We start from the raw sequence: 16,674 nt of genomic DNA, 5'->3' as shown, positions 1-16,674 counted from the left end.
TGCTCATTCGAGAAATTCGTGGCAAAAAAATAAAAAATGCCGTATGGAAATTTCATACGGCATTTACTTTTCCAATCTAAAGCGAACTATTTAACAATCAGTTTTTTAGTCACATTTGAATTTTTCGAATTAATAGTTACAATATAAATTCCCGAAGCCAAATGATGATTGATTTGCCCTGAAGCCGAAAGTTTTTCGGTTAGTACTGTTCTTCCGTTCATATCAGAAACGGTAATCGCAGCCACATCTCCACTCTCTAATTCCGGTAATACAACCTGAAATTGATGGTCTGTAGAAGGATTTGGATAAATCGTAATTACTGCATTTTCTACCTCAACATCTTCTTTGGTATTCAGAGCCATTTTTGAAGCAGACGTACTTTCAAGCTGCCATTGCGCACTGTACCAGCCATCCTGTGAATTACCATATTGAGCCGATCCGGTTTGGTTTTCCACATGAATAATGTTTCCGGATTGCCATCTGTTTCTAATTCTGGTCCAGGTTCCGTCAATATAATCAGCAGACCATTGCGCACTCCAAAAAGTAGTATCTGTAATGTTACACTGCACACTTCCGGTTTGACCTTCAATATTAATTAATTCGCCTGTTGCTACATTTTTCAGCACGAAATAAGTCGCATCAATCGCAATTTTCTGCCATTTGTAACTGTTGTTGGAAGCGGTTGCCCCATACCCAACATTTGTTCCGGTATCCGATAAATAAGCGCCTGTCCATCTGTTTTTGATGGTGTAATACGTGCCTGTTGGAGTTGAAACTGTAACAGCAGCTGTGCTTGTTTTGCTTCCGCTAACGGTGGTTACAGTTATAGTTGCCGTACCGTTGGCCACAGCCGTTATTAATCCGTTTGTATTAACCGTGGCCACAGCCGTATTGCTTGAACTGTAGGTAACATTTTTATTTGTTGCATTTGCCGGAAGAACAGTTGGTGTAAGCTGTTGTGTTCCGCCAACGGCTAATGAAACTGTTGTCGGGCTAAGACTTACACTTGTCACCGCCACATTTGATGCATTTACCGTTACCGCGCAGGTTGCTGTTTTAGCACCATCCTGAGTTGTTACCGTGATAGTTGCAGATCCTGCAGCTACAGCAGTTATTAAACCGGACGCGTTAACTGTTGCTACAGCTGTATTGCCTGAACTATAACTAACCGCTTTATTCGTTGCTGTTGCAGGCGAAACCGTTGGCGTTACTTGTTGCGTGGCACCAATTAGTAAAGTAGCTGTTGTTGGCGCTACTGTTACTCCTGTAACCGCTACAACCGTTCCCGGATTAGAATCGTACCAGGTAGTGTTCATGTACCAGCCCGTTTTGTTTCGGCTTAAATCAGCAGATTGACTGGTTCCGTCATTGAAAATTAAGTTCGTTGAAGTTACATTGGTAAACGTATAACTGTACCAGCCATTTCCGGCATCGGTCATGTTTACACCCGGCCATGATGCGTCAGCTAAAACACCTGTAGGCAAAGCACTCCAGTAATAAATTTTAATCCCGGTTCCCCAAGTTGATGGTTTGTAGAAATAAACCGTGAAGTTGGTATTCGCATTTACAGTAATTGCTGCAACGGCCGTTTTATTTCCATCCTGCGTGGTTGCCGTAATAGTGGCTGTTCCTGCCGCAACAGCTGTCACCAATCCGGATGAATTTACGGTTGCTATCGCATTATTGCTCGAAGACCAGGTAACTGTTTTATTGGTTGCATTTGCCGGAGCAATCGTTGCCGAAAGCTGTTGTGTATTTCCGGCATATAAACTCGCAGTAGTTGGCGAAACACTTAAGGAAGCCACCGGAATTGCCGCAACTGTTATGGCTGAAGTAGCCGTTTTGTTTCCGTCAACGGTTTTAACTGTAATCGTTGTTGTACCTGCAGCAACTGCAGAAACCAATCCGGATGCATTTACGGTAGCAACCGCTGTGTTACTGGATGTCCAGGTTACGTTTTGGTTGGTTGCGTTTGCCGGAGCAATAGTAGTGTTTAATTGTTGTGTAGAGCCTAAACCAACTGTCGCCGTTGCCGGGCTAACCGAAACTCCTGTTACAGCTACAGCCGCCACATTTGTATTGGTTAAAACAATATACTGAAAAGCATTAAAAGATTGTGTAGCGCCCGAAACCAAGGTTACAGTAGCCCCGGTGTAGGCATCTTTATAGGTCCCTGCCATTGCTGACGGAATTACAAATGTTTTACCGGCGTTTCTAAGATTGGCCATTACAATTACTTTCTCTGTGCCCAATGTTTTTGTAAAGGCACAGATGTCATCACTGGCGTAAGGCGTCATGGTACCACGTCTGATGGCAGCACTGCTATTTCTGAAGTTAAGTATCCTGGCAAATTCAGGTGTGGCAGCTGTATTGCTCCAGTTGATTTTTACACTCGTATAAGGCCATGGAATAACCTGATTGAAGGCTACCTCTTGTCCGCTGGTTAAAAAAGGAACGCCTTTCATATACCCTGAAACTAAGAAATTGGCAACGACTCCGGCATTACTTTTAAATACGGTAAAAGGAGCGGTATCACTATTGTTTTCTGAGTCATGGTTTGCCGTCCATCTCACTTCCTGCTGATTGCCTGTTGCATAGGTATATTCCATGTCATTAGTGGTCTGGAATCTTGTCGAAACGGGACCTCCGCCTGCAACATTTTTCAAGGCGTCATAAAACCATTTGTCGCCAAAATTCATATCAAATCCGGCCTGGAAGTTTTGAAGGCGATCTCCTTCGGCAAGCATTAATAAGTTATGGGAAGAGATACCTCTTAAATTACTGATAATTTCTGTCCAGAAATCCAAGGGAGGATTGTTGGCAAAATCACAACGGTATCCGTCGATATTTGCGGCAAAGATCCAGTAACGCATGGCATCTTTTATGGCAGCCCTCAGGCCACTATTGTTAAGGTCCAGCGCTGCAATATCACCGAAATTGGCCAGCTGATTAATCGTTGTTCCGGTTCTTTGATAATATTCCGGATGAGATACCGTCCACGGATGATCCCATGAAGTTCCGTTTACGGCAATATCCAGCATTACTGCCATACCCTTGGTATGTGCCGCAGCGACCAGATTACGCATGTCGGTAAGCGTTCCGTATTCGGAGCCCACCGCTTTAAAGTCTTTGATACAATACGGAGAGTTTGTACTTCTTGAATCGGTTCCGTACGGGTAAATCGGCATTAAATAAAGTACATTGATTCCAAGTGACTTAATTCGGTCCAGATCGGAAGTAACTGCGGCTAAAGTTCCGGAAGCACTGTGCGGACGAATATGAACCTGATAAATATTGGCATCTCTTGGGTCCGGTACTCCTGTGTAAGGTGTTCCGTACTGAGCAGGATCCTGTGCATACACGGAACTTGCAAATAATAACAGAAAACAGACTAGTGTTTTCGTGATATGAAATAATCGATTGGTAATGTTGATTTTCATAATTTTAATTTTTTTGTATGCTTGTCAGCATCTCTAACTAAATTCATTCTCACTTGCATTGGTTTTTAAATTTGACAAACATTTTGTGGTTAATAGTTTTCAAGTAGTAAAATTCTTGTTTTTTGCCCATAAAAGGACATAGGTATTCTGCCACGAATTTCACGAATCAGCACAAACTTTAATCTGTAGCCCTTAATTCGTGGAATTCGTGAAATTCGTGACAAAAAAATAGTAATCTATAACTTTTTCAATCCTTTTAATTCTGCAGCATTCCCTTCCTTAATACTGACAGCAACTCCTCCGCCCGGAGCCAGATATTGTTTTAAAATTGTCTTGGAGGTTACGACAACTTTAGTGACGGTATAACTTTGCGGTTTCTCCTTCCAATTGGCATCTTTTGCGTCGGCATAAATGGTAGCAATGAATTTTTTGCCGGCAGGAAGATAATCGAAAGTAATGTTGGCCGTTCTGGCGTTTTCATCGGTAATTCCGCCAACAAACCAGGCGTCTTTTCCTTTTGCTTTACGGGCAATGGTAATGTAATCTCCCGGCTCAGCTTCCAGAATGTAACTGTTGTCCCAATCTACGGCAACATCTTTAATGAACTGAAAAGCATCTGGAAAACGCTCATAATTCCCCGGAATATCAGCCGCCATTTGCAACGGACTGTACATGGTTACATAATACGCCAATTGTTTTACCAAAGTAGTATTGACACGCTGCGTGCTTCCTGTTCCGTAATACGAAAGATCTGTTTGAAAAATTCCGGGAGTGTAATCCATTGGTCCTCCCATCAAGCGGGTAAATGGCAAAATAGTAGTGTGATCCGGATTCAGTCCGCCCATAGATTCAAACTCAGTTCCGCGAGCCGATTCCTGCGCGATCCAGTTTGGAAACGTACGGTTTAAACCTGTTGGACGAACGGCTTCGTGGCTGTCAATCATGATTTTATAATCGGCAGCACGTTTGGCTACATTGATGTAATGATTCACCATCCATTGTCCGTCATGGTGTTCGCCACGCGGAATAATTTTACCTACATAACCTGTTTTTACGGCATCGTAACCGTTGTCATTCATAAATTGAAAAGCACGGTCTAAGCGACGCTCATAATTGGTTGCCGATCCTGAAGTTTCGTGGTGCATGATAATTTTCACTCCTTTTGAAGCGGCATACGCATGAACTGCTTTCACATCAAAATCCGGATAAGCGGTTACGTAATCAAAAACTTCTTCTTTCCAGTTGCCAATCCAGTCTTCCCAGCCAATATTCCATCCTTCGATCAGAATCGCATCGAAACCGTTTTTAGAAGCAAAATCAATATATTCTTTTGCTCTTTCTGTCGTAGCTCCGTGTTTTCCGTTTGGCGTTAACTTCGAAAAGTCATCTGTCAGTTTTACGTTGTTTTCTTTTCCGAAAGCCCAGGTGCTTTTTCCGGCCACAAAATATTCCCACCAGATTCCGATGTATTTAACCGGTTTTATCCAGGAAACATCTTTGTAACTTGTCGGATCGTTGAGGTTCAGGATTAATTTTGAAGCCAAAATTTCAGTTGCTTTATCGCTTACTACAATGGTTCTCCACGGTGATTGCGCATCGGTCTGAATGTAGCCTTTATTTCCCACTGCATCAGGTGCTAAATGACTGCGCATTTTATTAGTCGCAGCATCCACTTCAAGATACATGGCAGGATAATTAATTAAACCGGCTTCGTGAATGTTGATATACAAACCATCATCGGATTTCATCATAGAAGGCGTTTGTACGGATACTTCTTTTATAGGCCATTGAGAATTGATCTCAATAGTCGCCTTTTTCATCAATGATGGGATTTCAGAAATTTTAGAAGTCGTATAGGCATATTCGTTGGTATCATAATCTCCCGGAATCCAGAAAATTTTATGATTCCCGGCCAGGTTAAATTCAGAACGCTCTTCTTTAATAACAAAATAATTCAGATCATTTTGTTTTGGAAATTCATATCTGAACCCTAATCCGTCATTGAATAATCGGAAACGGATGCGGATATACCGGTTGTTATTTTTCGCCTGGGCTAAAGTTACAACGAGTTCATTGTAGTTATTGCGTATTGTTTTTTCTTCTCCTAAAACAGGATTCCAGGTATCATCAACTGAGGATTGTGCTGTATTTGTAATGGTAAAACCATCCATAAACGAAGGCATATTCTGCAGTTCTAATCCCAAAGAACTTGGTTTAATAACTGGTTTTTGTTTATATGATAACTGGTAGGAAGGGATTCCGCCCTCTTTTAATTCAAATTTTAAAGAAAGGTTTTTGTTCGGAGAAGTTATCTCTTGTGCCTGAACCAAGAGGACATTGGTACAGACAAAAAGAAACAAGACAACTGTTTTACCTAGAGAAACGCTAAGCAATGCTTTTTTGGATTGAAAATTCATTTTATTTAGTTTTTTGCAAATCTAATTGTATTTTTTAAAAATGCTTATGTATTAATTTTTCAATATTAGGTATTGATACGGTAAAAGCGTTGTTTCACTGTCAAGCGTTACGTTTGCGCCTGAAAAAGCATCTTTCCATGTTCCTTTTAATGCGGGTGCTACCAGATATTTTGCGGAAGAATTGGTCAGGTTAGAAAGAACAAGAACTTTTTCAGCATCTTTTACCATTGTGAAGGCGCTTATTGCATCGCTGCTGTATCCTGTAAAATTTCCTCTTTTTATAGCGTTACTGCTATTTCTGAAAGCAATAATCTTTTTGTATTCGGCAAGCATATCAGTATCTGCAGCAGACCAGTCAAGAGGAGTGCGGGCGAAATAATTCAGTCTTTGTGCATAGCCAATTTCCTGTCCGTTGTAAATCATAGGAACCGATTTCAGATAAGCCGTTACGACAAAACTCGCTAAAGATCCTTTTTTACCGCCAAAAAGCTCCAGAGGTGTCCCGTCGGTAAGGTTAACATCATGATTGCTGGTGTATCGTACTACTTTGTTATCAGGGCTGTAAATGTTGGCATATTCAGTAGCATTTGAATTTTGTAAAGTCGACGCAGACAGATTGTCTTTGAAAACTTTTTCTAAGGCACTGAAAAAATTAAATCCAAAAGTATAGTCAAAACCGGAAGTGAAATGACTTATTTTAGAACCTTCCGCTAACATCAGGATCTTTTGGTTTTTTTTGATGCTTCTTAATTTTGTGATGGCATCTGTCCAGAAACCCGGCGCTACGAAATCGGCATAATCACATCTGAAACCATCAATGTTTGCATTATAAATCCAGTACGACATCGCGTCGATCATGGCAGCTTTCATTTCAGCATTATTGAAATCCAACTGGGCAACATCCGTATAATTTGTTCCCGGTGGAATAATGATGTTTCCTTCACCATCCTTTTGGTACCAATTAGGGTGTTGTGTAATCCACGGATTATCCCAGGCAGTGTGATTCGCAACCCAGTCCAGCACAACAGCCATGTTTTTTTTATGCGCTTCTTCCACCAAAACCTGAAGATCCTGTAACGTTCCAAAATCCGGATTTACAGCTTTATAATCCTGCACCGCATAAGGGGAACCCAGTTCTCCTGAAGCTTTTACTTTTCCAACAGGGTAAATGGGCATTAAATAAATCACATTCGCTCCAAGTTCCTGAATCTGTGAAAGTCTGTCCTGAACGCCTTTTAAAGTTCCGGCCTGACTAAAAGCACGGATATTCACCTGATAAATGATGGCATCCTGTTTGTCCGGCATTTTTTCGAAAGCGGCACCATATTGTGTGTATGGTGAAGTGGGTATAGAATTGTCATCAGAAGAACTACACGAAATAAATGCCAGGGCAATTAGCAGGGTGTAGATGATATTTATATTTGATTTCATACTTTAATTTTTAGTTTTTAATACATCCGGTATTGCTTTTAATTTTTAAAACATTTTAAATTAACCTGCCTTCCACGAATGAAAGACAGGGTAATTGCTCAACCAAACTAATTTAAATTTTAATTATTTTTTTGTGATGGTACAGATCGCAGTTGCCGGATAGCCCGTAGTTGCCGGATCTGTCTCCACTATTTTGAACGTTACTTCGTAAGTTCCTGCTTCTGCAATAGTATAAGATCCTCCGTTATCCAGATTTACGGTATTTGTTGCCGCATCTGCCGGGCCGTAATTAATAGTCCAGTTGTCATTCAATCTGAATTTTAATGCTCCCGCTAATAAATCAGTAGTAATTTTCCACGTTTTATTTTGATGGTCATACGACATCGGAACAGAGTGATTCCATCCGTAATTGGCGTCACCTGCTGTTTGTTCAGCGGTTGCTGATGCAGGACCCACAATTCCCCAGGCATATGGAGTAGCCGTCCATTTCAGGGTGTTTAGATTTACTTTCATCTGATACGATCCGGCACCCGGCAGCAGAAAATCAGCATCACTCATGTTTTTCATATCGGAATTCGTTTCTCCGGCACCATAAAACTGGGCCCAGTTTCTTTCCTTGTTTAATTTGAATTCACGCCCCTGTCCAACCGGAAGTGTCATATAACCCTGATAAACGCCTTTTTGTATGGCCGTTAAAGCAGCAGCAGTTTCTATGCTCCAGCCCTGATAACTTCCCGGCATGTATATTTCGCCAAAAACAACACTTCTTTCGTATGTAGTAATGTTTAAGGTAAGAGGATCCGAATACACTTTATGATCCAGACTCGCTTCTACGCGCACCACTAATTTTCCGGCAAGCTCAGGCAGAAGTCCTAAGTCTGTGGCTATCTGGTTTAAATCTTTTCCAAGAATAGCCTTGCTCAAAACATCTTCACCCACTTCAATCCGTTTGGATTTTTGCCAGGCCGTTGGTCCGGTAATATCTGAAATGACATCAATTTGTAAAGCATAGGTAACCGCTGTACCAACAGGAAACTGGACCGCAGGCCATGAGAATAACACGACAGAATTATCTGCGGTATCTTCTGTCAATACCAATGTGGTGGAAGAGGCTACAAGAGTACTTGGAAAAGTAACGGTTTTTAAGGTGGTAACCTGGGCAGATTCGCTTTCACAGGAGGCACCCAGAAAAAGCAAGCTGCCTAATATGAATAATTTATTTATATATTTTTTCATGAGAGTTTGATTTATTGCGGGTAACCCGGGTTTTGTTTTAGTGCTGTATTAGCATTTATGGCAGCGGTTGGAATTGGGAACAATTTTCTGAAAGCAGGCGATGTTGTTGTTCTGAATTCGTTAGGTAATAAAAATTTATTAAAACGAATCATATCCTGTCTTCTGTGTCCTTCCCAGTTTAATTCAAAACCTCTTTCGTCATAGATGTTATCCAATGTCGGATTTGCATCCAGCGCAGTAAGGCCTGCACGCTGCCTGATCATATCAACAAAAGGTTTTGCCGCTCCCGGATTGCCTAAACGAACATTACACTCCGCCATCATTAAAATGATATCAGCATATCTGTAGATTGGGAAATCATTAGAAGCCCCGCCTCCGGTATTTGCTCCGGCCGGATAAAATTTAACATTACGTACCCCAGCCTGTGGATCTGCTCCAGGAAGATCTATAGACTGAACGTCTAAAGTATAATTAACACCTCCTGGCTGTTCACCGGCTAAAAACTGTTTTTTACGAATATCGGCATTGTCATATTTCAGGTAAAATTGTTTCGGAACGATAGTACCATTCCAGCCGTTGTATTTCAGTGCAGTGATACCATGGGCACCATAAAGACTTCTAACCGCATAAACATTACGGGATAAAACATCAATAGTGGCGTAAATAGATAAAATCGTTTCGTCCTGAGGGGAAACATCACCGAATAATTCATAATACTTGTTTCCAAGCGGGCTGCCTGCATCAGCAGCACCGGAGTGAAGTGTAAATCCGCCCTCACTTACTTTGTTACAGGCTGCTAAACACTCCGTCCATTTTGCTTCACCTGTATAGACTTCCGCATTAAGATATACTTTTGCCAGTACGGTATACGCGGCCCATTTGTTGAACCTTCCGTAATATTCCCCGCCTTTGTTGTTCGAAAGTAATTCGGCATTTTCGGTCAGTTCTTTTACAATAAAAGTATAGACTTCTTTACGGCTTGCCTGTGGAATTTTATCGGAAGCCACATTGTTGTCGGTATAAAAAGGAACATCTCCGAAATCATCAATCAGCAGGTAATAGAAAAAAGCACGGGCTACCTTAGCTTCAGCAATTTTTGAAGGGTCTGCATTTGATTTTTCCAATAAGGCGATTGCTAAATTGGCTTTGAAAATACATCTGTACAGCCAGTTCCAGGTATTGGTAATAATACCTTCGCTTGGCAGCCAGCCGTGTTTGTGCAAACGGGCAAAATCCTGTTGCCAGTTACCATCATTTCGATGTGGAATCACCTGTTCATCAGAAGACATACAGTTCATATCGTACCAGCCATTATCGGCTCCTGCATAGCCAACACCGGTATAACCATCTCTTGTAAATTCTCCAGGAATCTGGGCATAAATACTGGCAAGGAGACTATTGGTTCCTGCGGGAGTTCCGTAAAATTCATCTGCAGGATATTGATCGTATACTGTTTCACTAACATCAGTACAGCTAAACAGGGCAAGGAAAGAGATACTTCCTGCCAACAATATATTTTTAATTTTCATTTCTTGTACTATTTAAATTTTACAGTTAAACCAAATGCAATACTTCTGGTACGGGGATAAAATCCTTTATCACCACCAAAATTTTGTCCGCTTCCGCTTACATCCAATTCCGGATCCATACCTGTATAATCCGTAATCAGGACTAAATTATTTCCGGTAAGAGAAAGTCGGATCGACTCAAAATATTTGTCCGTAAAACGGAAACTGTAACCTGCTGTAACATTATCCAGACGGATGAAAGAACCGTCTTCTAACCATAAATCAGAACCGTAGGTAGAAGTCACAATTCCTTTGTCAACAGCACTGTCTAAAACATTTGATTTACCAACGTTCTCCAGCATGCTAAGTCTTTGGCCAAGGGCATTGTAAATTTTATTTCCTCCTGAGCCTCTCCATAACATAGAAGCATCAAAATTTTTATATCGATACGACGGGTTAAAAGCAAATGTATAGGTTGGTAAAGCTGAACCTGCATAGTAACGGTCCGGACTGTCGGCATTCTGATTGATTTCGCCTCCGCTTCCGTCACGATCCTCAACGGTTTCGGCTTTGTTACCGTCTACGCCTGTAGAATGCAGGATATAAAAGGCTCCCACCGGTTTTCCTTTTACCAGGTAAGAGTTTGCGGCTCCCCAGCCCACATAAGCTGTGGTTAAAGACTCACCATTATAACTGCCGCTTAAATTAAGGACTTCATTTTTCATAAAGGAAACATTCCCTGCCAGTGTAAGTGTACTGTTTTCTGTTTGGATCACATCATACGCCAAAGAAACCTCTAAACCTTTATTTGAAATACTTCCCACGTTAGCTTTAATGTAGTTATAGTCATTCTTAACCTGAGACAGCGTATAATCAAATAATAAATCATCTGTTCTGGAATCGTAAACATCTATCGTACCTCTTAATCTGTTGTCTAAAAGTCCAAAGTCAAGACCAATATTCGTTTGTTTTTTGGTTTCCCATCGCAAATCAGGATTAGCATTTTGTTTGGGACTGTAATTGTTGATTTGTGAACCTCCAAAATAAGTTAATCCCGTTGGACCTACTAACGCAATTGAGTTTTGAGGTCTAAGGCCTTGCTGATTTCCTGTAACCCCATATCCTGCACGCAATTTCAGTTCATTAAATAAAGTTTGGTTGGCCATAAAAGACTCCTTGTTTATTTGCCAGGCTACAGATGCAGATGGGAAATCCCCCCATTTGTTATTGATCCCAAATACGGATGAACCATCTCGTCTGAAACTTCCCGTAAATAGATAACGATTCAGCAAAGAATAATTCACGCGCCCTAAAAACGACACTAATGTTCTGTCATTTTTGTACGAGGTTATATCATTAGGTGAAACTTTCGAAAGATCACCAAGCTGCAAAGAATTATAAGTTGTTTTGTCACTGATAAAACCTTTTGCCTGTGCATAATTTCCCTGATAGGTCTGATTTTGCCATTCGTATAAGGCTAATGCATTGATGCTGTGAATGCCAAAGGTTCTTTTATAGGTAAGACTGGCATTCGTTAATCTTTCATTTTGCTTTTCATTTCTAATGTTAGCATATCCTTTCTGATCAATTGCATAGGCATTTGTGGAGGCAGCGGGAAGATAATAACCATACATGTTATTTGTTTTTCTCCAGCTTCCAAACCAGCTGGCTGTTAAACCTTTCGCTAAATCCAAATCTGCTTTCAGGCTTCCAAATAGGTTATCTTCCTGTCTTTCATTCGAAACGGTTTGTGCCGCTGCATAAGGATTTAAATATTGAAACACATTTGGATCTGTAAAGTAACTTCCGTCAGGATTAAGAACAGGATCTGTTGGCCTCATTAAATAAGCATTGGTAATCAAATTTGAAGAGTAAGCAGCAGTTCCGATATCCCCAATACTGTTATTCCCGTTGATAATCCCGTTTGTTAAATTAAAAGTCAGTTTTAATTTATCATTAAGACCCGTCTGGGTGGCCTGAATACGGCCTATGTATTTTTTATTATTCGAATTAATAACCACACCGTCTTGTAAAATAGCCGTTACAGAAGCTCTGTAGTTGAATTTGTCCGTTCCTCCGCCAAATGCCAGCGTGTGCGTTTGTGTGATTCCGGTTTGTGTTAAAAGACCATACCAGTCCGTATTGGAACCATGATTGGATGAAGCAGGCGTACCTGTGGTCTGAGCCACTTCCCACCATTGTTTGGAATCTAACATATCCAGTTTTCTCGGAATAAAATCAAGCGATGTTGAACCAATATATTCGATTGTTGTTTTTCCTGCTTTATTCTTTTTTGTCGTTACAATAATTACCCCGGGTGCCCCTCTTGAACCGTAAACGGCGGTAGCAGAAGCATCTTTTAAAACATCGATACTTTCTATTTCACTAGGCGGAACCTGATTTAACAAATCCATATTTCCCTGAATTCCGTCTACGACTACCAACGGATCATTTCCTCCGCTCAAAGAGCCGATTCCTCTAATACGGACACTTGGTCCTGAACCCGGTTCACTTCCGATTTGGGTAATATTTACACCCGCTGCTTTTCCGGCAATCAGTTGTAATGGATTTACAATTGCCCCCTGATTCATGTCTTTTGAAGCAATCGAAGAAACGGCTCCCGTAACATCTTTTTTCGCCGTAGATCCGTACCCGACCACTACTATTTCCTGTAAATCTGTAGCGTCAGGAAAAAGCTGGATATTAATTACTTTCTGATTGGCAGTAATCTTTTTGTTTTTGTAACCCACAAAAGAAACTACGATTACAGAAGCACTGCTTTCAACAGTAAGCTGATATTTCCCGTCAAAATCGGTTACAAAACTATTTTTTGTTCCTTCCTCAACAACGGTTGCGCCGGGCAAAGGCAGGCCATTTTCATCGGTAATGATTCCCGAAATGGTTTGTTTCTCATATTTGACCGTTTCTGTTTTAAGTTCCGGCTTTTTTAGAATAATCTGGGTATCCCTAACTTTGAATTCGGTTGGAGTTCCTTTAAAAAGTTTATTTAAAACAATATCGATCGGCTGATCTTTTACCGAAATAGTAATTACCCTGTCCAAATCAATATCGCTCAGTTTGTAGATAAATCTGAAATCTGTTTTTTGTTCTATGGTCTCAATAACCTTTTCGATTGTTGAATTGTTTAATTCTAAGGATACTTTTGTCTTTTGGGCATACGTATTCCCCCGGATATTAAACATGGCGACCAAAATAAGTAGTGTAGTTAGTTTCAATTTTAGGTCATTTTGGAACACACGGGATAAAAACCCGGTATTCTTTGATTTTTTTTTCATAATTTTGTTAATTGATTGTAGTTAATTCGTTATATTCAATCACTTAGTTAATCGGAAATTGTTCGCAGCTCTTTCCGATTTTTTTATTCTCTCTCTTTTAATTCTTTCTTTTTTGTCATTGGCCTAGTGGTTATTTAATTAGTATTTGATTGTTTTTTATAGTGTAATTGATGCCGTGAATGTCATTAAAGTAACTCATCACTTTTTCTATTGATTCCTCTTTAAAACTAGCATTGAATTTTTCATTGGCCAGCTTTTCATTTTTGTTGATGATCGTAACATTATAGCGTCTTTCTAATTTTGTAATGATATTTTTGAAGGTCATGTTTCTAAAGGTCAGGCCTCCATTTATCCATGAAGTATAAATATCGGTCAACACCGGCTTGGTAAAGATTTTGTCATTTTCCCTGTCAAAACTACCTTTGTATCCGGGTTTCAGGATGGTATTGCTATCCGGATTAAATTTTTCATTGTTGCGGTACATGCCAACAGAACCTTCCACCAGGACAACATCTGTCGATTCGTCTTCCGGATAATTGGAAACGTTGAAGTGCGTTCCCAGAACACGAACGTTTAGCTTATCGGCATTGACAATAAAGGGATGTTTTTTATCTTTCGCGACATCAAAAAAAGCTTCTCCTTCAAGAAAAACCTGTCTGTTTTCTCCGGCGATAAATTTTACCGGATATTTTAAAGTAGTTCCTGAATTTAAGTGAACAAGAGTTCCGTCAGACAATTGCAGTTGAAACTTTTTACCATAGGGGATTTTGATGGTGTTATACGATAGTTTTTCCAAATCCGAATCATTTTTATAAACCAGTTTGTCTCCACTTTGATTCCCAACAATATTTCCTTTTGAATCTCTTACCTGTATGGTATGATCTTCAGAAATAATCTGAACATTACCGTCTTCTAACTGCAAAACAATATCAGTACTTTTAATATCAAATTTTTGTTGTGGTGCTTTATCAGTAATGTTTTGTTTGTACACAGCAAAACCAATTCCGAATAAAACCACTATAGAAGCAGCTATTGAAATATATCTTCTGAAATTTGACTTTCCGGAAGAGATATTTATGGTAGTTTCGTTTTCTTTTGAGGCCTGAAGAATGTTCAGGAAAATGTCATCAGCCGTTTGCGGATTCATTTTCGGCATTTCAGCAAGCAGATTTTGAATATCTTCTACCGAAGGAAAATCATCCGTCAGTTTATTTTTTTTATAATAGGCAATTACCTCATTTGTTTCTTCGGGTGTACATTGGTTTAAAACAAATTTTTGTAAAAGATTTTTTATTTCAGAATTTGAATTCATTTCGAATTGTTTTTAGGTCCGGTTCTGATATAATACAGTTGAAAAGAACCTGAGTACTACTCAAACGTTGTAAATTTTTAAAATTTAACATTTCTGAAATGTGATAAAGCTTGTGAAGTCCTTATTTTGCTGGGGCTTTAAACAAAATAAAATTTTTAGTTTTTTTACAGAACCGGATCATTTTGTCATTTCGACCGAAAGGAGAAATCGTATTTGCTGAATACAAAAAGTATGTTGCTCTGTATTTAAGGGGCAGCGTACCCTGCGCAGACCCTCGCGCCCTCTGCGGCTATAACAAAAAAAATCACCCGGAAAGAGTGATTTAATTGGTTAACTGTGGTTTTTTGGTTTAGACAATTTCGTCATGAACCTGAAAAAAGACCCGCATCGATTCTAACGCTTTGCTCATCTGGTTCCTGACTGTATTTATAGAGATGCCGAGTTCCTGACTGATTTCTTCATAACTCATGCCTTTCTTTCGTGACATTTTAAAAATTTGCTTTCGCTTGGGTGGCAATTGATTCATAGCCTGCTTGTGGAGTTTTTTGCAATCGGCTTCCCGGATTGAATAATCTCCGTATTCGTGTGATTTCTGGCTTTCGTAAAAAATCTCTTCTTTCAGCAATACATCGTTTGCTGCTTTATTCAAGAAATTAAAGGCCTGATTTCGGGCAATGGTAAAAATATAAGCTTTAAAAGACTGTTCCGGATTTAGATTTTCCCGGTTCATCCAGACTTTCATAAAAACGTCCTGAACATTTTCTTCAGCAGCTTCTTTCGATTTTAAAATACTGATGCTGTATCCATAGATGTCCTGGTAGTATAAATCAAAAAGGGTACGAAATGCTTTTTCGTTGCCGTTTTTAAGTTCACTGACCAATAATTTTTCGCTATGGTTGTTCGCTTCTAACATTAATTTAATTAGTCTTGTTTAGTTCTAATTATATTATGACTCTAAATGGGTGGTGTGATTGTTTGCCTGGTTAGCAAATATATAAAAATATTATTCTCAACAAATTATAACTAAAAAAATTTATTTCTTAATTTTTGTTGGTTTTTTTATTAAATGAAGAATGAACCCCGGTAAGTCACTCTTTATAAGCAAGTGTCATTTTGACGCTTTTGAGTTTTGCAATTTAATCGTAAAAGATACTTTTGAGAATATTCTTATTTGTGTGTACTAAATAAAGGCGATCAAAAGTTTATAAACTTAAAAAATCCTTTTCTCTTTTAAATCTTAAAAGAGAAAAGGATTCTATGTTTTGGTAAATTTTGTGTTGTTTTAGCTTTAGTTTTTCAAATCTTTAATCACTTTAAAAGCAACATCAACCTGATCTTCCCCAACCAGAATGGTGAATTCATTTGAAGTCGAAATCACCTCATTTATAATGATTCCTTCCCAGGCCAAACGCTGAAAGATAAAGTAATAAATACCCGGAACAACAATATTTTCTTTAGGCAATTTTACAGTGATTGATGCAAGATTATCTAATTTCTGAATTAGTTTTTCACGCATAAAATGTTTCTCCACCAAGTGATTAACGCTGCTGCTTACCACAATATTGGTCTCGTTTACACCACGCGATGAGGTGTAAAAAATATCAGATAAAACATTAATGTCAGAGATCAGATCTGCCTGTTTATTTAAGACAGTTTCTGAAGCTGCAAAAGTGTAATCCGTCAATTCTGAACGAACCGTAATCTCCCCAATGTTCTTGATGACTTTGTTGATTTTATGGTTCAGTTTAAAATCTAATTCTTCTGTGAGTCGTTTAAGAGACATTACAACAGCGCCTTGTTTTACTTCTTTGCCAAATTCACTTTCCAGTTCGGTCATAATATTCCGCGACAGAGAGGTAAGATTGATAATTCCAAGCGATAACGCATTCAATAAAAAGGGTTTTGTTTTAATGTAATTTTCTACAATGGAAGAAACGGTTTTCATAGTTTTTTTTTTTTTTGGTAACTTGATTGGTTGGTTTTAGTTAACAGCACGATGTTATAAAACTCTGCAAATATAAATAAAAAAACAAT

Annotated in this window: 9 protein-coding genes; all 9 read right to left on the bottom strand. The window is 39.3% G+C overall.

What is annotated here, in order from left to right:
* Positions 1–86: 86 nt before the first annotated feature.
* Positions 87–3,440, bottom strand: coding sequence for an Ig-like domain-containing protein (locus LPB89_RS02280; RefSeq protein WP_230700079.1), 3,354 nt, complete (start codon positions 3,438–3,440; stop codon positions 87–89).
* Between the two features lie 236 nt (positions 3,441–3,676).
* Positions 3,677–5,857, bottom strand: coding sequence for a glycoside hydrolase family 97 protein (locus LPB89_RS02275; RefSeq protein WP_230700078.1), 2,181 nt, complete (start codon positions 5,855–5,857; stop codon positions 3,677–3,679).
* Between the two features lie 51 nt (positions 5,858–5,908).
* Positions 5,909–7,288: an alpha-amylase family glycosyl hydrolase gene (locus LPB89_RS02270; RefSeq protein ID WP_230700077.1), complete on the bottom strand. Its 1,380-nt coding sequence runs from the start codon at positions 7,286–7,288 to the stop codon at positions 5,909–5,911.
* Positions 7,289–7,411: 123 nt separating this feature from the next.
* Complete coding sequence (locus LPB89_RS02265) at positions 7,412–8,524, bottom strand: SusE domain-containing protein (protein ID WP_230700076.1); 1,113 nt, start codon at positions 8,522–8,524, stop codon at positions 7,412–7,414.
* An 11-nt stretch (positions 8,525–8,535) separates the two neighbouring features.
* Positions 8,536–10,053, bottom strand: a complete 1,518-nt coding sequence (locus LPB89_RS02260) for a RagB/SusD family nutrient uptake outer membrane protein (protein ID WP_230700075.1) — start codon at positions 10,051–10,053, stop codon at positions 8,536–8,538.
* Positions 10,054–10,061: 8 nt separating this feature from the next.
* Entirely contained in the window at positions 10,062–13,328 is a 3,267-nt protein-coding gene (locus tag LPB89_RS02255) for a TonB-dependent receptor (RefSeq protein WP_230700074.1), read from the bottom strand.
* Positions 13,329–13,458: 130 nt separating this feature from the next.
* Positions 13,459–14,640, bottom strand: a complete 1,182-nt coding sequence (locus tag LPB89_RS02250; RefSeq protein ID WP_230700073.1) for a FecR family protein — start codon at positions 14,638–14,640, stop codon at positions 13,459–13,461.
* Positions 14,641–14,989: 349 nt separating this feature from the next.
* Complete coding sequence (locus tag LPB89_RS02245) at positions 14,990–15,553, bottom strand: RNA polymerase sigma factor (protein WP_230700072.1); 564 nt, start codon at positions 15,551–15,553, stop codon at positions 14,990–14,992.
* A gap of 375 nt (positions 15,554–15,928) precedes the next feature.
* The gene (locus LPB89_RS02240) at positions 15,929–16,585 is read right to left on the bottom strand and encodes an aspartate kinase (protein WP_042564741.1); all 657 of its coding nucleotides are present in this window, start codon (positions 16,583–16,585) and stop codon (positions 15,929–15,931) included.
* Between the last annotated feature and the right edge of the window lie 89 nt (positions 16,586–16,674).

It is taken from the genome of Flavobacterium sp. ENC, from assembly GCF_020991415.1.
Lineage (GTDB): Bacteria > Bacteroidota > Bacteroidia > Flavobacteriales > Flavobacteriaceae > Flavobacterium.
This window is presented reverse-complemented; position numbering and strand designations above follow the sequence as displayed.

Bases quoted from the DNA above. Each gene is read 5' to 3' on its own strand.
- LPB89_RS02280 (WP_230700079.1), bottom strand. From the start codon at position 3,440: ATGAAAATCAACATTACCAATCGATTATTTCATATCACGAAAACACTA.
- LPB89_RS02275 (WP_230700078.1), bottom strand. From the start codon at position 5,857: ATGAATTTTCAATCCAAAAAAGCATTGCTTAGCGTTTCTCTAGGTAAA.
- LPB89_RS02270 (WP_230700077.1), bottom strand. From the start codon at position 7,288: ATGAAATCAAATATAAATATCATCTACACCCTGCTAATTGCCCTGGCA.
- LPB89_RS02265 (WP_230700076.1), bottom strand. From the start codon at position 8,524: ATGAAAAAATATATAAATAAATTATTCATATTAGGCAGCTTGCTTTTT.
- LPB89_RS02260 (WP_230700075.1), bottom strand. From the start codon at position 10,053: ATGAAAATTAAAAATATATTGTTGGCAGGAAGTATCTCTTTCCTTGCC.
- LPB89_RS02255 (WP_230700074.1), bottom strand. From the start codon at position 13,328: ATGAAAAAAAAATCAAAGAATACCGGGTTTTTATCCCGTGTGTTCCAA.
- LPB89_RS02250 (WP_230700073.1), bottom strand. From the start codon at position 14,640: ATGAATTCAAATTCTGAAATAAAAAATCTTTTACAAAAATTTGTTTTA.
- LPB89_RS02245 (WP_230700072.1), bottom strand. From the start codon at position 15,553: ATGTTAGAAGCGAACAACCATAGCGAAAAATTATTGGTCAGTGAACTT.
- LPB89_RS02240 (WP_042564741.1), bottom strand. From the start codon at position 16,585: ATGAAAACCGTTTCTTCCATTGTAGAAAATTACATTAAAACAAAACCC.